The organism is Marinovum sp. (assembly GCF_048263515.1).
Lineage (GTDB): Bacteria > Pseudomonadota > Alphaproteobacteria > Rhodobacterales > Rhodobacteraceae > Marinovum.
Window position 1 is genome coordinate 76,496 of the sequence record NZ_JBLXEC010000007.1, and the last position, 16,811, is coordinate 93,306.

The window sequence follows — 16,811 nt, forward strand, 5'->3', positions numbered from 1 at the left end:
CATGAGTGACAAGACCTTCTTCCTCGGCCTCGGCGGCCAGAAATGCGGATCGAGCTGGATTCAGGCCTACTTGAACCGGCAGCAGGGGGCTGATTTCGGCCGCTTGGGCGAATACCAGATCTGGGAGGCCGACCTCGGTTCGGTCTTCACCCGCTACCGAGTGGCCGCGCCCGGTGCGCTCGAGACGCTGCGCGCCGAAGCCAAGCGAAAGCTGGGCCTGTCAGAACCTGCGCAGTACCTGCGCTGGCGGCTGCAGAACGACCGCTCGCAGTATTTCGCCTATTTCGAAAAGCTGCTGGCGCAGCCCGGCATCACCATGACCGGCGACATCACGCCCAGCTATGCCGCCCTGCCCGCGCCGCTGCTGGCCAAGATCAAGGACGGCTTCGAAGCCTCTGGGACAAAAGTCAAAGTCCTGTTTTCGATGCGCGATCCGGTGGCCCGCATCCGCTCACAATATCGCATGGATCTGGACAAGGGCAGCGCGCCCGAGACCGGCGATTTCGAGGCCGGCCTGCGCGCCTTCTACCCCGGGGCCGAAGCCGCCGCACGCAGCCGATACGACATGACGCTGGCCGCGATCGAAGAGGTCTTCGCCCCCGAGGACCGCTTTCTCTGCCTGTTCGAAGAGCTCTTCACGCCCGAGGGCATCGCCGCGCTGGCGGAGTTCGCCGGCGTCCCGGTCGAGGCCGAGGCCGGCGGCAAGAAGGTCAACGCTCGCGGCTCGGCCGGCGGCATATCCGACGAATTGACCGCCGAGATCGCCCGGCATTACGCGCCGGTCTACGCGGCGGTGGCCGAGCGCCTGCCGCAGATCACCGAGGTCTGGCCCAGCGCGCGGTTCCTCACCAGCGCATGAGCCCGGCGTCGATCAGCTGCTGCGGGCCCTCGTAGCGCCGGGAGTTCTCGTCCAGGAAACTGCCCTCTTTCGCCTGCATCCGCTGCAGCAGCTCGGCGTAATAGCGGTATTTCGAGGCGCCATTGGCATGGGCACCCCAGGTCATGGCACGGGCGATCTTGTCGGCGAACTGCGCGGTAAAGACGAAATGCGCCACGGTCAGCAACACTGTGCTGCTGGGCGCGAGGTTGGCGTAATGCGAGCCGGTCAGCCGGCTTTCGGCATTGCGCAGCACCAGCGGCGTCTTGTGGCGCGGGGACTTCTGGAACTGCTGCGCCTTTCTGGCCTTCGACGACATGTAGATCCGCTGCAACCCCCGGCGCTCCACCTTCGGTTCGATCTCGAACTGCTTGAAAAGCCGCGCGGTTTTCGATTTCCCTAGAAGTTCGGGCTGCGCCCCGGGCACCAAGTGCACCAGCTTCTCTGCCTGGAAATACGGATAGGCTTCGATCAGCCCGTCAAAGCTCTGCGGCAGGGCGCCGGACAGCCCCGAGACGTCCGCCGGAAAGAACTCCACCACCGTGGCGATGGCCGAAGGCGCGCCCTCGGCCGCCAGCCGGTCCACCACCTCGGCGATCGAGCTGACACCGGGGGGCAGCAGCAGGAATTCGTCGGCATCGACATAAGCGACATAGGCGCCGTCGAAGAAGAGGTGCGGCAGGGCGATCTTGAAATAGGTGCCGGCGCGTTCCTTGCGGGTCTCACCGTCGGGGTCGCGATAGAGGATCTCGGCGCCGAAACCTAGATTGGAGTGCATGACCACGCAATCAGGCTGGGACGCCAGATAGGCGGTGGTGCCATCGTCGGAGGCATCGTCGAAGATCAGGAACTGCTCGAAGCCGATGGCGCGGTAATGCGCCAGAAAGGCCGGCAGGAAGCCCATCTCGTTCTTCATGGTGGAAAACAGCGTCAGCTTGCCGGCATCGACCTGCCCGCTCACCACGCGCGCCAGCCGGCCCGCGTCTTCTATCCTGTATGTGCTCATGTCGCAGGCTTCGGATGTCCGGCGGCGCGCGTCAAGCCCTCGCGGCCTTTCCTCGCGAAGTGGACCCGCCGGAGGGTCCGAAGCGCGCAACGAAAAAGGCCGCCCCGAGGGACGGCCTTTCCGTAGAATAAGCGAAAAGCTTAACGCTTGGAGAACTGGAAGCTCCGGCGCGCCTTGCGCTTGCCGTATTTCTTCCGTTCCACCACGCGGCTGTCGCGGGTCAGGAAGCCTGCCGCTTTCAGCGCACCGCGCAGCGAGGGATCATAGAGCTGCAGCGCTTTCGAGATGCCGTGCTTGACCGCACCGGCCTGGCCCGAGAGACCACCGCCCTTGACGGTCGCCTGCACGTCGAACTGATCTTCGACGCCGGCCACGGTGAAGGGCTGGCGCAGGATCATCTGCAGCACGGGGCGTGCAAAATAGACGTTCAGCTCACGGCCGTTGACCGAGACCTTGCCGGAGCCCGGCTTGATCCAGACGCGGGCAACCGCGTCCTTCCGCTTGCCGGTGGCATAGGCGCGGCCGAGGTCGTCGCGGACCGGCTCACGCTGGATTTCGGTTTCCACGGCCTCGACACCGCCGGTGACGGCGTTCAGGTCTTCCAGGGAATTCACTTGCTCAGCCATTATTTCGCCACCCGGGTGTTTTTCGAGTTCATGTTCTTGACGTCGAGCACTTCGGGCGACTGCGCCTCGTGCGGATGCTCGGTGCCGGCGTAGACGCGCAGGTTGGTCATCTGCTGCTTGGCCAGACGGTTGCCCGGCAGCATCCGCTTGACCGCGAGGGTCACGACGCGCTCGGGGTACTTGCCCTCGAGAATCTGCTGCTTGGTGCGCGACTTGATGCCGCCCGGGTGGCCGGTGTGCCAGTAGTGGTTTTCTTCGCGCTTCTTGCCGGTCAGCTGGATCTTGTCGGCGTTGACGATGATGACGTTGTCACCGCAATCCATGTGGGGCGTGAAGGACGGCTTGTGCTTGCCGCGCAGGCGGGTGGCGACGATCGAGGCGAGACGACCGAGAACCACGCCTTCGGCGTCGATGACGATCCATTTCTTCTCGATGTCTGCCGGGGTCGCAGAGAAGGTTTTCATATCGGGTCTACCCTTGGGTCTTGAGTTCCGGCGCATCGGGGAGACCCCGGCACCAAATTCGATGGGCGGGTTATAAAGACTGCCGGGGCACAGTCAAGATGGCTTTACGCGAATTAAAATAGCGATTTCAATAGCTTGCAAATTAGGTATCAATATACCCCACAAATCGGCGGTCACACGCCGATATTCTCTGGCGGATTGTCCAGCAGGCCGCGCAGCCGCAGCATGGCGTCCTCGAAAGAGGCCAGGGTGACCTCGGCATTGACCGCGATGCGCACCGCATGCGGCACCCTGGCATCGCGCATGGCGAAATCCTCGGCGCTGCGGATCTTGAGCCCCTGCGCCTCGGCCGCCTGACAGAAGGCCGAGACCCGCCAGCCCTCTGGCAGGCGCAGCCAGAAGAACGGCACATCGGGGTTCCAGGTCAGGTCGTAGCCGCCAAGCGCATTGACGCCGACGCGGATGTAGCGGTGCACCTCGGCGCGAACCTCGGCCACCAACCGGTCGGCGATCGGCGATCCGAGCAGCCGCCCGATCATCTCGGCCAGCGGCGCCGAGAGGCCGAAGAAGCCGTATTCCGCCGCCCGCCGCAGCATGGTGTCAGAGCCCCGGGGCGCCACGGCAAAGCCCACCCGCAACGCCGGGGTCAGCAGCTTGGAGATCGAGGCGATGTACCAGGCCTGCTCGGGCAGCAGCATGCGATAGCCCGGCAGCCGCGCCTCCGACAGCCGGTAGCAATCGTCCTCGAGGATGTGAAAGCCGCGCGCGCGAGCCACGGCGGCAATCGCCTCGCGCCGGTCGAGCGGGGTGTGCAGGCAGGTCGGGCTCTGCACCTCGGGCGAGGTGCAGAACAGCTGCGCCTCGTGAGTGCGGGCCAGCCGGTCAAGCTCTTCTGGGATGACCCCGTGCCCGTCCATCGGCACCGGCACAACATCGGCGCGCAGCAGCTCGGCGGCGCGGCGAAAGCCGGGGTAAGACAGTTCCTCGACCAGAATCACCGGGCGGCGGCCGCGCAGCACGCATTGCATCACCAGTGAGACGGCGTTCTGGCCGCCATGAGTGAAGACCAGCCGTTCCGGATCGACCGGACCCAGCCGCGCGGTCGACAGCCAGCGCGCCGCCGCCTGCCGCGCCTCTTCCGAGGCGCCGGCGGAGGGATAGTTTAGCAGGTCGGTCTGATCGCTTTCGGCCACGTCGCGCAGGGTGCGGCGGATGGCGTCAACCTGGCCGACGTCTGGCAGGTGCGGGCTGAAAAGCGATACAATCCCGGTCTCGCGCGGCGGGTTGCGGATCAGCAGATGCGGCTCGGGCCTTGCACCGCCGCCGGGTTCGGCCACGAAGGTGCCGCGCCCGACCTCGGCACGCAGCACGCCCTTGTCGGTGAGCAGCGAATAGGCCCGCGCCACCGTACCCGGCGTGATCTTCAGTTCCCAAGCGAGATCGCGCACCGGCGGCAGCTGGTCGCCGCCGTTCAGCTTGCCAGCTCCGATGGCGGCACGGATCAGTTCCGCCACCGCCTTGTACTTGGGCCCCTCCATGCCGGAGATATCACCGATTGAAATTGTATCCATCACAATATTTCCGTGGACCCGTCAGCTGCGCCATTGTATCAATAATTACGGCGAATAGCCGTATTGTGTCAATACAATTATGGAAAGGTACTCTCATGGCACATCTCGATCAGACCCACGCCCCCTACGCAGGCTTCCTTCACGGCCGCCCGCTGACCCCCTTTGCAGCGGTGGCGTTCAAACTGGTCGTGGCGCTGGCGAAATGGGAGACCAACCACCGCACCCGAACCAAGCTGAAACATCTCGATGACCACATGCTGCGGGACATCGGCGTGACGCGCGATCTGGCCGATCAAGAGGCCGCTCGCCCGTTCTGGCAGGGGTAGATCCCCCCCGGTCAGACCTCTTCCTGGGCCCGGGGCTGAAGCCTCGGGCCTTTTTTGTAGGTTGGCACCCGCGATGAGCCGCGCCATCGACGACCCGCGGGGTGGCGATCCTACGTTGGTCCGGCAGGGCTTTATGGCAGCCAAGTCCGGAAAAGATCAGATCGTCGCGCTCAGGTTACACAAATCGCCGCCCCGGGGGGCGGGTCATGCCGGAGGCATGCCTCTGGCATGACGATGGCGCGGCGGCCTTGCGGCCTTGTTCCGCGCCGGGTCTGAAGCTCCGGCGACGCCCCTCTACTTCACCGGCGGAATCGAATACGTCAGGCTCGCCCGGGCCACCGGTGCCGCCTGCCCTTCCGAGAACAGCAGGCAATCCACCACGCTCAGCGTCCGCCCGAGCTTGAGCAGCCGGAACTCGCCCAATACATCGGCCCCCGCCGCAGGCTTGCGCATGAAGTCGATCGAACAATTCGTCGTCACCGCCAGCGCCTGCCGGCCAATCCGCGACATGGTGATCACATAGGCGCCCACATCCGCCAGAGCGAACATCGCCGGGCCCGACACCGTCCCCCCCGGCCGCAGATGCTGTTCCGAGGCATGCAACCGCATCACCAGCGCGCCTTCGTCCAGCCGGTCGATCGAGAACATCCCCTCGACCTGCGGAAACACCTCGCTCAGGAAGTCGGTCATCTCTTCGGCGTTCAGAACAATTGTCATTCTTTCCTCTTGCGCTGCGTGCCGCTACGCTGCCGCCCAGACCAGGGGAGGGCAAGATGGCGATTTTGGAACGTTGCGACACCGGGGCAGTGGCCCATCTGCAGATGAACGCGCCAGAGCGGCTGAATGCCCTCTCCGACGAGATGCTGGCCGCCTTCCAGGCCCAGATCGACGCCCTGCGCGAGGACACCACGATTCGCGCCGTGGTGATCTCCGGCAGCGGCAGGGCGTTCTGCGCCGGCCATGACCTCAAGCAGATGACCCAGGGCCGCCAGGCCGAGGACGGCGGCCGCGCCTATTTCGCCGATCTCTTCGCCCGTTGCGCCAGGGTGATGACCGGGCTCACCCGCCTGCCGCAACCGGTGATCGCCCAGGTTCATGGCATCGCCACCGCCGCCGGCTGCCAGATGGTGGCCAGCTGCGACATGGCGGTGGCGGCCGAGGGCACGCGCTTTGGTGTCAACGGCGTCAACATCGGGCTGTTCTGTTCCACCCCGATGGTGGCGCTCAGCCGCAACATCCCGCGCAAGCGCGCCTTCGAGATGCTCACCACCGGCGCCTTCATCGAGGCCGACGAGGCTGAAACCCTAGGGCTGGTCAACCGCGTGGTGCCGGCGCAATCGCTCGCCGCCGAAACCACGGCCCTGGCCGAGCGCGTGGCCGAAAAGCTCGGCACCGCGGTGCGCATCGGCAAGGAGGCCTTCTATGCCCAGGCCGAGATGGGGCTGGATGCCGCCTATGCCTATACCGGCGAGGTCATGGTCGAGAACATGCTCGACCGCGACACCACCGAGGGCATCAGCGCCTTCCTCGACAAGCGCCCCCCCGCTTGGCAGCAGTGACCCTTTGACAGGACCGTCAAAAGGCGTATGTCAGCGCCCATGACACAAGAGCTACATATCGTCGGCGGCGGCATGGCCGGATCCGAGGCCGCATGGCAGGCCGCGAAACTGGGCGTCAACGTGGTGATCCACGAGATGCGCCCCAAGGTCGAAACCTTTGCCCATCGCACCGGCAACCTGGCCGAGATGGTCTGTTCCAACTCCTTCCGCTCGGATGACGACGAACAGAACGCCGTGGGGCTGCTGCATTGGGAAATGCGCGCGGCAGACGGCATCATCATGGCCACCGCCGACAAGCACCGCCTGCCCGCCGGCGGCGCCCTCGCCGTCGACCGCGACCCCTTTGCCGAGGATGTGACCGCGGCGCTGAAAGCCCTGCCCAACGTCCGCGTTGAATATGGCGAGATCACCGAGCTGCCACGTGACGGCCAGTGGATCATCGCCACCGGCCCGCTGACATCGAGCGCCCTGGGCGAGGCGATCCGCGCCGAGACCGGCGCAGACGCGCTGGCCTTCTTCGACGCCATCGCCCCCATCGTCTATGCCGAAAGCATCGACATGTCGAAAGCCTGGATGCAGTCGCGCTACGACAAGGGCGAGACCGAGGCAGAGCAGAAAGCCTATCTCAACTGCCCGATGGACAAGGCGCAATACGAGGCCTTCATCGACGCGCTTCTGGCCGCCGACAAGACCGAGTTCCACGAAGGCGAGACCGCCGGCTATTTCGACGGCTGCCTGCCGATCGAGGTCATGGCCGAACGCGGCCGCGAGACCCTGCGCCACGGCCCGATGAAGCCCGTGGGCCTGACCAACCCGCACCAGCCGGACGTCAAGGCCCATGCCGTCGTCCAGCTGCGCCGGGACAACGCCCTGGGAACGCTCTACAATATCGTGGGCTTCCAGACCAAGATGAAATACGGCGCCCAGACCGAGGTGCTGCGGATGATCCCGGGGCTGGAAGAAGCACGCTTTGCCCGGCTCGGTGGCATCCACCGCAACACCTTCATCAACTCGCCCACGCTGCTGGACGCGCAGATGCGGCTGAAGTCGCGGCCCAACATCCGCTTTGCCGGCCAGATCACCGGCGTCGAAGGCTATGTCGAAAGCGCCGCCATGGGGCTGCTGGCCGGCCGCATGGCCGCCGCCGAAATCCTCGGGACACCGCTGCCCGAGGTGCCGCAGGACAGCGCCATGGGCGCGCTGATCCACCACATCACCGGCGGCGCCGAGGCCAAGACCTTTCAGCCGATGAACGTCAACTTCGGGCTGTTCCGCCCGGTCGACGGGCTCAAGGGCGGGCGCCGCGGCCGCAAGGACCGCTACAAGGCCTATACCGACCGCGCCAAGGCAGCCTGGACAGACTGGCTCGGCGCCATGGCCGACGCCGCCTGAGGCGATGGGCTTTCGAACCCGCTTTGCGCCATCGCCCACCGGGCCGCTGCACCTGGGCCATGCCTTCTCGGCCCTGACCGCCTTTGACCGGGCGCAGGCCGAAGGCGGCACGTTTCATCTACGGATCGACGATCTAGACCAGAGCCGCGCCCGCCCGGAATGGGAGGCGCAGATCCACGACGACCTGGCCTGGCTCGGCCTCACCTGGCCCCAGCCGGTCTGGCGCCAGTCGAACCGTCTGCCGCGCTATCGCGCCGCCCTCGAAACCCTCTGGGCGCGCGGTCTGCTCTTTGCCTGCAGCTGCACCCGCCGCGATATTCAGGCCGCCGCCAACGCCCCTCAGGAAGGCGCCGCCGTCCTCGGCCCCGACGGGTTGGTCTACCCCGGCACCTGCCGCGACAGGCCTCGAAGCGTGGCGATGCCCGAGGATATCGCTCTCAGGCTCGACATGAAAAAGGCCATGCAAGCCATTGGCAACGTGTCGTTCTTCGAAGAGGCCTTTCAGCCCGGCGAGCACCGGGTCACCCCTGAACAGATGATCGAAACCGTCGGCGACGTCGTTCTCGCCCGCCGCGACATGGGCGCCGCCTATCACCTCGCCATCGTCATCGACGACGCCGATCAAGCGATCACCCATGTGATCCGCGGCGCAGATCTCTTCGAGGCGACCGCCATCCACGTGGTGCTGCAGAACCTGCTCGGCCTGCCCACGCCGCGCTATCACCACCACCGCCTGGTCCGCGATGACACCGGCAAGCGCCTGGCCAAACGCGACGACGCCCGCGCCATCGCGCTCTACCGCGCCGAAGGCAGAACGCCCGCCGAGATCCGCGCCATGGCCGGCCTCCCGCCCCCTGCTTCTTCTGTTTGAAAATACCCTTGGGGGAGTCCGCCTTGGCGGACGGGGGCAAAGCCCCCTCTTCAGACCTCCGGCTGCATCAGTTCCACCTCGGCCCCGCTGCGCACCTCGACGTAGAAACAGGTGCGCCGGTTGGTATGACAGGCCGGCCCCTGTTGGTTCACCGTCAACAGCAGGCAGTCCCGGTCGCAATCGATGCGGAAATCCACCAGGTGCTGCACATGCCCCGAGCTCTCGCCCTTGACCCAGAAGCTCTGCCGCGAGCGCGACCAGTAGGTCACCTTGCCGGTAGCCAGGGTCCGCGCCACCGCCTCGGCGTTCATCCAGGCCATCATCAGCACCTCGCCGCTGCTGGCATCCTGTGCTATCGCCGGGATCAGCCCGGCATCGTTGTAGACCAAGGTCGAAGGATCGAAGGACATGGGCGAAAAACCTTTTGCATGCGCGCTTAGGACGCCTATTTAAGAAACGCAGCACAAAAGAGAAAGCCGTCATGGCCGAAACCGATCTGATCAAGCTCTACTCCGCCCGCATTCTGGCCCTGGCAGCAGACATTCCCCACAGCCAGCGGCTCGAGGCGCCCGAGGCCACCGTCAAGAAACGCTCGCCGCTCTGCGGGTCGACGGTGACGGTGGACGTGGTGATGCGCGACGGCCGGGTGGCCGACTTCGGTCAGGACGTCAAGGCCTGTGCGCTGGGCCAGTCCTCGGCCTCGGTGCTGGGCTCTGTGGTGATCGGGCGCAGCCCGGAAGAACTCGAGAAAGCCCTGGGCGAGTTGCGCGCCATGCTGAAGGACGGCGGCCCGGTGCCGGAGGCGCCCTTCGACGGCTTCGAAGTGCTCGAACCGGCCCGCGAGTACAAGAACCGCCATGCCTCGATCCTGCTGGCGCTCGACGCCACGGTCGAGGCCGCCCGCGAGGCGCTCGCCGTCTCGGCCTGATCCAGCCGCAGGGTCTCAAGGTCCCTGCCCGCGCGCTTGGGTGATTTTCCGACCTGTCGGAACTGTTGCCGGAAATTCCTTTCGAATTCCTGAACCAACTCGACCTTCTCCGCAGAAAAAAGGCCGCCTTCCGAAGAAGGCGGCCAAGGAGAGCACTTGCGTCCCGAAAGGGTATGTTGAGGCAGACCCCGAACTCCCAAGGGGATTGGGAAAGGCAGGTTCGCGCGGATCGGACAGGCGCGAGGAACGCAAGAGCAGGCAGAGGCAAACCTTGAATCAAGGTCAGATGAACACCGGCAGGTGAAGACCCGCGACCAGAAGAAACACAAGCGAGACAGCGCCTGCGGCATCATGGACGAAGCTGAGATCGAGACGACGGCGGGACTTGGTCACTTTCCTGAGCATGGTAGGTCTCCGTTGCGGTGTTGTCCCTTTGTTCTCATATTGGAAACCTTCTGTAAAGAACTTTCTGAGAACATTTGAGAACATTTGAGAACAAACCAGAACGGGAGGAATTAACCCACTGAAATCAAACGTATCGCTTCGTCCTGCCGCATCAGCCAGAGAAGCACGCGTGCCGCCCGCCCGCGCGGGCTCTCCAGTGTCGGATCGGTGGTCAGCAACGCGCGGGCGTCGGTCTGCGCGATCGACATCAGCCCGGTCTGGCTTTCCAGGTCGGCGACACGGAATCGCGGCAGGCCCGATTGCGCAGTGCCGATCACGTCGCCGGCGCCGCGCATTTCGAGGTCGGTCTCGGCGATGACAAAGCCGTCCTCGGTCTGGCGCAGCGTTTCCAGCCGCTTGCGGCCCGCCTCGCCAAGCGGCGGCTGATAGAGCAGCAGGCAGGTCGATGCCTGATCGCCGCGTCCCACCCTGCCGCGCAGCTGGTGCAGCTGCGCGAGGCCGAAAGTCTCGGCCCGCTCGATCACCATGATCGTGGCATTTGGCACGTTGACCCCGACCTCGATCACCGTGGTCGCCACCAGGACCGAGGTCTCGCCGTCCTGGAATCTTCGCATGGCCGCGTCCTTCTCGGCCGGCGGCATCTGGCCGTGCACCAGCCCGACGCGGCCCTCGCCAAGCGCCGCGCGCAGCCGCTTGAAGCGCTCTTCAGCGGCGGTCATGTCAGAGGTCTCGCTCTCCTCGACCAGGGGGCAGACCCAGTAGACCTGCCGCCCGTCATCCGCCGCCGCGCGGATACGGCCGACGACTTCGTCAAGCCGCTCGGTCGAGACGAGCGCGGTGGTGATCGGCTTGCGCCCCGGCGGTTTCTCGTCGAGCACCGAAACGTCCATGTCGCCATATTGCGCCAGGGCCAGGCTGCGCGGAATCGGCGTCGCGGTCATCACCAGCACGTCCGCCAGCACCCCCTTGGCCCCCAGCGCCAGCCGCTGCCGCACGCCGAACCGGTGCTGCTCATCGACGATCGCCAGCCGCAAGTCGCGGAACTGCACGTCGTCCTGAAACACCGCGTGGGTGCCCACAAGCACTTGAATATCCCCGCGTTTCAGAGCCTCGAGCTTGGCCGCGCGCTCCGCCCCCTTGTCACGCCCGGTCAGCAATTCCAGCACCACGCCGGCGCTTTCCGCCAGGGGTTGCAGGCCTTCCATATGTTGCCGCGCAAGGATTTCCGTCGGCGCCATCATCACGCCCTGCCCGCCGGCCTCGACCGCGATCAGCAGCGCCATGAAGGCCACAAGCGTCTTGCCGGCGCCGACATCGCCCTGCAAAAGCCGGTTCATCCGCTTGTCACCCGCCATGTCGTCAGCAATCTCGCGGATCGCTCGCGCCTGTGCCCCCGTGGGTGCATAAGGCAGTGATTTCAGCACCTTGCCTTGCAGGTCACCGGTGCCCTGACTGCCACGCCCCTTGCTCTTGCGCCGGTGCTGCCGGGCCAGCGCCAGGGTTAGCTGGTGAGCAAAAAGCTCGTCATAGGCCAGCCGCACCCGCGCCGGATGCTGCGGCGAGATCGCGCTGGCGTCGGCAGGCGTATGCGCCTGCGTCAAGGCATCGACCCAGCCGGGCCAGGCTTCCTGCCGCAGCAGCGAGGGCTCGATCCATTCCGCCAGCTCCGGCGCCCGGGCCAGCGCGCCCTGGGCGGCCTTGTGCATCACCTTCTGCGTCACGCCAGCGGTCAGCGGATAGACCGGCTCGAAGTCCGGGATATCGCCGGCCTCGTCCACCGGCAGGATGTGGTCCGGGTGGACCATCTGGGCGATGCCGTCGAAGAGTTCGGTCTTGCCGGAGACCACGCGCCGCGCGCCGACCGGTAAAATCCGTCGCAAATAATCGCCGCGCGCATGGAAAAAGACGAGCTGGAACGAGGTCTTGGCGTCCACGACGGTGATCCGATAGGCGCCCGAGCGGCTGCGCGGCTCGGCATGCCGCAGCACCTCTACCTCGACGGTCACTACGCCGGGCAGGTCGGCGCCCTGCACCGTGTCGCGCTTGCGCCGGTCGATGCCGGAATGCGGCAGGGTAAACAGCAGGTCGCGCGGCGCCTCGATCCCGAGGCCCGCCATCGACTTGGCGATCTTGGGGCCGACCCCGGGCAGGGTCTCGAGGTCCGCGAACAGCGGAAACAGCGGCTCCGGCCGGCTGCTCATGCGCCGATCAGGGCCAGCCACCCGTCTTCGTCGAGCATCTCGATGCCCAGTTCGGCCGCCTTCTTGCCCTTTGATCCTGCCCCCGGCCCGGCAACCACCAGGTCGGTCTTTTTCGACACCGAGCCCGAGACCTTGGCACCCAACGCCTCGGCACGCGCCTTGGCCTCGGCGCGGGTCATCTTTTCCAGGCTGCCGGTGAAAACGATGGTCATGCCCGCCACCGGGCTGCCCTCGACCTTGGGTTTCGCCGCGTCCTGAATGTCGAGCTGCGCGACCAGCCGTTCGATGGCGGCGCGCTCGGCCTCTTGCGCAAAGGCCGCGACCAGCGAGGCGGCCATGACCTGGCCCACGCCGTCGACGCCGAGCAGGTCGTCCCAAGCCGGGCCCTCCATCGATTGCGCCTCGGTCATCGCCGCATCGAAGGCAGCCCAGGAGCCGTAGTGACCGGCCAGGAGATTGGCCGATTGCTCGCCGACGTGGCGGATGCCCAGGCCAAAGATCACCCGGCCAAGGGGGATCCTGCGGCGGTCGTCGATGGCGTCAAAGAGCTTCTGCGCCGATTTCTCGCCCCAGCCATCGCGGTTCTTCAGCTGCTGCATGCCGCTGCCGTAGCGGTCGCGCAGAGTGAAGATGTCGGCCGGCTCGGCAATCCAGCCGTCGCGATAGAATTGCTCGACCTGCTTGGCGCCGAGACCGTCGATGTCAAAGGCCGCTCGGGAGACGAAATGCTTCAGCTTTTCAATCTGTTGCGCCGGGCAGATCAGACCGCCGGTGCAGCGTCGCACCGCGTCGCCCTCTTCGCGCACCGCCTCTGACCCGCATTCCGTGCAGGTGGTCGGAAAGTCATAGGGCGCGGTGTCCTCGGGGCGTTTCGACAGGTCGACATCGGCCACCTTGGGGATCACGTCACCGGCGCGATAGACCTGCACCCAGTCGCCGACGCGAATGTCCTTGCCGCCGCGGATCTCGCCGCCGCGGCTGTCGCGGCCGGCGATGTAATCCTCGTTGTGCAGGGTCGCGTTGGAGACGACGACGCCGCCCACGGTCACCGGCGTCAGCCGCGCCACCGGGCTGAGGGCGCCGGTGCGGCCGACCTGGATGTCGATGCCGTCCAGCCGGGTCCAGGCCAGTTCCGCCGGGAACTTGTGCGCAATGGCCCAGCGCGGCGTGGTCGAGCGAAAGCCCAGCCGCTCCTGCAGGTCGAGGCGATCGATCTTGTAGACCACGCCGTCGATGTCATAGCCGAGCGTCGCGCGCTGTTCCTCGATCTCGCGGTAGAGCGCCAGCATGTCGTCCGGCGTCTCGCAACGGCGGGTCAGTGTGTTGGTCTGAAAGCCGAGGTCCGCCAGCCGTTCGATGGCGCCATGCTGGGTGTCGGCCAGGGGTTTGGAAAGCACACCCCAGCTGTAGGCGAAAAAGGCCAGCGGCCGGTCGCGGGTGATCTCGGGGTCGAGCTGGCGCAGCGATCCGGCGGCGGCGTTGCGCGGGTTGGCGAAGGTCTTCCCGCCACGCTCGGCCTGCCGTGCGTTGAGCGCCTCGAAATCGGCGTGGCGCATGTAGACCTCGCCGCGCACTTCCAGCACCTCGGGTGCGCCCTCGAGCGTTTCGGGAATGGTGTCGATGGTGCGCGCATTGGCGGTGACATTTTCGCCGGTTTCGCCATCGCCGCGGGTGGCGGCGGTGACCAGCTTGCCGTTTTCATAGCGCAGCGACAGCGAGAGCCCGTCGATCTTGGGTTCCGCGACATAGGCCAGCGCTTCATCCTCGGGCCAGTTGAGGTAGCGGCGGATGCCGGCGTCGAAATCGCGCACGTCGGATTCGTCGAAGGCATTGCCGAGGCTCATCATCCGCACCTGGTGGGTGACCTTGGCAAAGCCCTCGGCGGGGGCGGCCCCGACCTGATCGGACGGGCTGTCGGCGCGCTTCAGCGCCGGGAACCGCGCCTCGATCTCGGCATTGCGGCGTTTAAGCGCATCATAGGTGGCATCGGTGATCTCCGGCGCATCCTCGCCGTGATAGGCCTGATTGGCCGCGGTCAGCAGATCGGCAAGCGCCGCGAGCTCCTCGCGCGCCTGATCTTCGGTCAATTCGGAAACAGCAATCTCGCGCGTCATCTAACCCCCCGCCAAACTTCCCAAGTGATAGGGCGCTGGCGGCACAGGGTCCAGTCGGTTTGCGTTCAGGCCCCGATGGCCAGGCGGTCGCCGCCATCAAGCTCCTTCGGACTGGGATCGCGCAGCACATAGCCCCTGCCCCAGACGGTTTCGATGTAATTGTCGCCTCCGGTGGCATTGCTCAACTTTTTGCGTAGTTTACAGATAAAAACATCGATTATTTTCAGTTCCGGCTCATCCATTCCGCCATAAAGATGATTGAGGAACATTTCCTTGGTGAGCGTCGTGCCTTTTCGCAGGGACAGCAATTCCAGCATCTGGTATTCCTTGCCGGTCAGATGCACCGGCCGCCCGCCGACCTCCACCGTCTTGGCATCGAGGTCGACCGAGATCTGCCCGGTGCGGATGATTGATTGCGAATGGCCCTTGGACCGGCGGATGATCGCATGGATGCGCGCCACCAGCTCTTCGCGGTGGAACGGCTTGGTCAGATAATCGTCGGCGCCAAAGCCGAAGCCCTTGAGCTTGTTGTCAGTATCGTCGGAACCCGAGAGAATGAGGATCGGCGTTTCCACCCGCGCAAGGCGCAACTGCCGCAGCACCTCATGGCCGTTCATGTCCGGCAAACCGAGGTCCAGAAGGATCAGATCGTAATCATATAGCTTGGCAAGATCGATCCCTTCTTCACCGAGATCGGTACAATAGACATTCAGATTGGCATGGGTGAGCATCAATTCGATGCTTTTGGCAGTAGTGGGATCATCCTCGACCAACAACACACGCATTTTCTTGTCTCCGCTCGGCAGCCAGGGTATCTTCTTAACCTGTGATAGAAAGGTTAACCGAGGGTTACCGTAGCAGGGGAATAAGCCGAACACAACTTAAGGTTGACGGTATTTCTGCACGGCGGTGGCCTTCAACGCATCCTCGCCGAATTGTGTCACCGCGGTCACCCATTCGCGAAATTCCTCGGCCGAGATCGCATAGCGTTTCTGCGCCTCTTCCTGCGAAATCAGCCCGTAGATCACCCCCCGCACCACCGCCGCCTTGCGCGAGGCGACCCAGCGGCGGGTCTGCGACGCAGGCAGATCGGCGCGCGTCATCACGGTGCCGTCGGGCAGCGTGACGGCCCGGGGACCTTCGACTTTCTTCAGGTACATGGCGTCCTCTCCCGCTCATTCCCTGAAAGCATGGGCGGGGTTGTTTAACCGCAGGTGAAAGCCGGTCTTGAGAGTATGTCGGATTTTCCTATATTCTCGCGGACTTCCGAAATGGAGATTCGCATGTCCGCCCTCGCCACCGAGACGCTCAATTCCCTCGGCTTCGCCAAGCCGCCCTCGCAGACCCGCGTGGTCGTGGCGATGTCCGGCGGTGTCGACAGCTCCGTTGTTGCCGCCGAACTGGCGCGCGAGGGCTATGACGTGGTGGGCATCACCCTGCAGCTCTACGATCACGGCGCGGCGCTGGCCAAGAAGGGCGCCTGCTGCGCCGGCCGCGACATCCACGATGCGCGCCGGGTGGCCGAGGAGATGGGCTTTCCGCACTACGTGCTGGACTACGAGAACGTCTTTCGCGACGCGGTGATGGACGAGTTTGCCGACAGCTACCTCGGCGGCGCCACCCCGGTGCCCTGCATCCGCTGCAACGAACGGGTCAAGTTCAAGGACCTGCTGGAGACCGCCCGCGATCTCGACGCCGATTGCATGGCCACCGGCCACTACATCCAGCGCAAGATGGGCCCCGGCAAGGCCGAGCTGCATTGCGCCGCCGACAAGGTGCGCGACCAGAGCTACTTCCTGTTCTCGACCACCCAGGAACAGCTCGACTACCTGCGCTTCCCGCTGGGCCATTTGCAAAGCAAGGAAGACACCCGCAAGCTGGCCGCGAAACACGGCCTGCCGGTGGCCGACAAGCCCGACAGCCAGGACATCTGCTTCGTGCCCGACGGCAATTACGCCAAGGTGATCGAAAAGCTGCGCCCCGGTGCCGCCGAACCGGGGCAGATCGTCCATGCCGACGGCCGGGTGCTGGGCGAACATGCCGGGGTGATCCACTACACCATCGGCCAGCGCCGGGGCCTTGGCATCGGCGGGCTGAGCGAGCCGCTCTACGTGGTCAAGCTCGACGTCGAGGCCAAGCAGGTGGTCGTCGGCCCGAAAGACATGCTCTCGACCCGCACCATCCCGGTGCGCGAGGTCAACTGGTTGGGCGACGGCGGCTTTGCCGACCTGAAGGAACGCGAGATCGCGGTCAAGGTCCGCTCCACCCGCCCCCCGCGCGAGGCGATCCTGCGGCCGCTCTCGGCGACCGAGGCCGAGGTCGAGCTGCTGACCCCCGAAGAAGGCGTCTCCCCCGGCCAGGCCTGCGTCTTCTACGAAACCGAAGGAAGCCGCGTGCTGGGTGGAGGCTGGATCTGGCGCGGCCACTAGGCGCCCCCCAGCCCTTCTTCTCTTTCCAAATACGCCACACAA

18 protein-coding genes are annotated in these 16,811 nt (G+C 65.5%); 7 read left to right on the forward strand and 11 right to left on the reverse strand.

All coding sequences use genetic code 11. The features are described 5' to 3' along the window. Position 1: 1 nt before the first annotated feature. Positions 2–859 carry a sulfotransferase family protein gene (locus tag ACN0SE_RS08875; protein WP_417524161.1) on the forward strand — a complete coding sequence of 286 codons (858 nt, stop codon included), beginning with the start codon at positions 2–4 and terminating at the stop codon, positions 857–859. On the opposite strand, the gene ACN0SE_RS08880 is transcribed toward ACN0SE_RS08875, so the two are convergent. The 4 genes from ACN0SE_RS08880 to ACN0SE_RS08895 all read right to left on the reverse strand — a co-directional run bounded on the left by ACN0SE_RS08880 (position 846) and on the right by ACN0SE_RS08895 (position 4,544). Next, on the reverse strand, positions 846–1,883 hold the full coding sequence (locus ACN0SE_RS08880; RefSeq protein WP_417524162.1) for a glycosyltransferase family 2 protein: 1,038 nt from the start codon (positions 1,881–1,883) through the stop codon (positions 846–848). The genes ACN0SE_RS08875 and ACN0SE_RS08880 overlap by 14 nt on opposite strands. Positions 1,884–2,023: 140 nt before the next feature. Beyond that, positions 2,024–2,509, reverse strand: coding sequence for a 30S ribosomal protein S9 (gene rpsI, locus ACN0SE_RS08885; RefSeq protein WP_417524163.1), 486 nt, complete (start codon positions 2,507–2,509; stop codon positions 2,024–2,026). Continuing rightward, the gene (rplM, locus tag ACN0SE_RS08890) at positions 2,509–2,973 is read right to left on the reverse strand and encodes a 50S ribosomal protein L13 (protein ID WP_417524164.1); all 465 of its coding nucleotides are present in this window, start codon (positions 2,971–2,973) and stop codon (positions 2,509–2,511) included. The genes rpsI and rplM overlap by 1 nt, the downstream gene beginning before the upstream one ends. Before the next feature lie 173 nt (positions 2,974–3,146). Next, positions 3,147–4,544 carry a PLP-dependent aminotransferase family protein gene (locus ACN0SE_RS08895; protein WP_417524165.1) on the reverse strand — a complete coding sequence of 466 codons (1,398 nt, stop codon included), beginning with the start codon at positions 4,542–4,544 and terminating at the stop codon, positions 3,147–3,149. Between the two features lie 95 nt (positions 4,545–4,639). Here ACN0SE_RS08895 and ACN0SE_RS08900 point away from each other — a divergent pair, with 95 nt between their 5' ends. Beyond that, the gene (locus ACN0SE_RS08900; protein WP_417524166.1) at positions 4,640–4,870 is read left to right on the forward strand and encodes a DUF1127 domain-containing protein; all 231 of its coding nucleotides are present in this window, start codon (positions 4,640–4,642) and stop codon (positions 4,868–4,870) included. A 294-nt stretch (positions 4,871–5,164) separates the two neighbouring features. Here ACN0SE_RS08900 and ACN0SE_RS08905 read toward each other — a convergent pair whose 3' ends face one another. Further along, positions 5,165–5,587 (reverse strand): PaaI family thioesterase, encoded by a 423-nt coding sequence (locus ACN0SE_RS08905; protein ID WP_417524167.1) that lies wholly within the window; start codon positions 5,585–5,587, stop codon positions 5,165–5,167. Between the two features lie 56 nt (positions 5,588–5,643). Between ACN0SE_RS08905 and ACN0SE_RS08910 the strand changes: the two genes are divergently transcribed. From ACN0SE_RS08910 to gluQRS, 3 genes are read left to right on the forward strand one after another with little or no spacing between them, the layout of a single operon-like run. Further along, a complete protein-coding gene (locus tag ACN0SE_RS08910; RefSeq protein ID WP_417524168.1) occupies positions 5,644–6,429 on the forward strand; it encodes an enoyl-CoA hydratase in 786 nt (261 codons plus the stop codon). Positions 6,430–6,468: 39 nt separating this feature from the next. After that, complete coding sequence (gene trmFO / locus ACN0SE_RS08915) at positions 6,469–7,821, forward strand: methylenetetrahydrofolate--tRNA-(uracil(54)-C(5))-methyltransferase (FADH(2)-oxidizing) TrmFO (protein ID WP_417524169.1); 1,353 nt, start codon at positions 6,469–6,471, stop codon at positions 7,819–7,821. 4 nt (positions 7,822–7,825) lie between these two features. Continuing rightward, positions 7,826–8,692 carry a tRNA glutamyl-Q(34) synthetase GluQRS gene (gluQRS, locus tag ACN0SE_RS08920; RefSeq protein WP_417524170.1) on the forward strand — a complete coding sequence of 289 codons (867 nt, stop codon included), beginning with the start codon at positions 7,826–7,828 and terminating at the stop codon, positions 8,690–8,692. Between the two features lie 50 nt (positions 8,693–8,742). Here gluQRS and hisI read toward each other — a convergent pair whose 3' ends face one another. Next, a complete protein-coding gene (gene hisI / locus ACN0SE_RS08925) occupies positions 8,743–9,102 on the reverse strand; it encodes a phosphoribosyl-AMP cyclohydrolase (protein ID WP_417524171.1) in 360 nt (119 codons plus the stop codon). 71 nt (positions 9,103–9,173) lie between these two features. Between hisI and ACN0SE_RS08930 the strand changes: the two genes are divergently transcribed. After that, positions 9,174–9,620, forward strand: coding sequence for an iron-sulfur cluster assembly scaffold protein (locus ACN0SE_RS08930; RefSeq protein WP_417524172.1), 447 nt, complete (start codon positions 9,174–9,176; stop codon positions 9,618–9,620). Between the two features lie 282 nt (positions 9,621–9,902). Here the strand turns inward: ACN0SE_RS08930 and ACN0SE_RS08935 are convergent, their stop codons facing one another. The 5 genes from ACN0SE_RS08935 to ACN0SE_RS08955 all read right to left on the reverse strand — a co-directional run bounded on the left by ACN0SE_RS08935 (position 9,903) and on the right by ACN0SE_RS08955 (position 15,500). After that, positions 9,903–10,025 carry a hypothetical protein gene (locus ACN0SE_RS08935; RefSeq protein ID WP_417524173.1) on the reverse strand — a complete coding sequence of 41 codons (123 nt, stop codon included), beginning with the start codon at positions 10,023–10,025 and terminating at the stop codon, positions 9,903–9,905. Positions 10,026–10,135: 110 nt separating this feature from the next. Beyond that, positions 10,136–12,226, reverse strand: a complete 2,091-nt coding sequence (gene recG / locus ACN0SE_RS08940; RefSeq protein ID WP_417524174.1) for an ATP-dependent DNA helicase RecG — start codon at positions 12,224–12,226, stop codon at positions 10,136–10,138. Then, on the reverse strand, positions 12,223–14,340 hold the full coding sequence (gene ligA / locus ACN0SE_RS08945; RefSeq protein ID WP_417524175.1) for an NAD-dependent DNA ligase LigA: 2,118 nt from the start codon (positions 14,338–14,340) through the stop codon (positions 12,223–12,225). Before ligA ends, recG begins: the two co-directional genes overlap by 4 nt. 65 nt (positions 14,341–14,405) lie before the next feature. Next, entirely contained in the window at positions 14,406–15,125 is a 720-nt protein-coding gene (ctrA, locus tag ACN0SE_RS08950; RefSeq protein WP_417524176.1) for a response regulator transcription factor CtrA, read from the reverse strand. A 96-nt stretch (positions 15,126–15,221) separates the two neighbouring features. Next, a complete protein-coding gene (locus ACN0SE_RS08955) occupies positions 15,222–15,500 on the reverse strand; it encodes a DUF1153 domain-containing protein (protein ID WP_417524177.1) in 279 nt (92 codons plus the stop codon). Between the two features lie 123 nt (positions 15,501–15,623). On the opposite strand from ACN0SE_RS08955, the gene mnmA reads away from it, so the two are divergent. Beyond that, complete coding sequence (gene mnmA / locus ACN0SE_RS08960) at positions 15,624–16,769, forward strand: tRNA 2-thiouridine(34) synthase MnmA (protein ID WP_417524178.1); 1,146 nt, start codon at positions 15,624–15,626, stop codon at positions 16,767–16,769. Positions 16,770–16,811 lie beyond the last annotated feature (42 nt).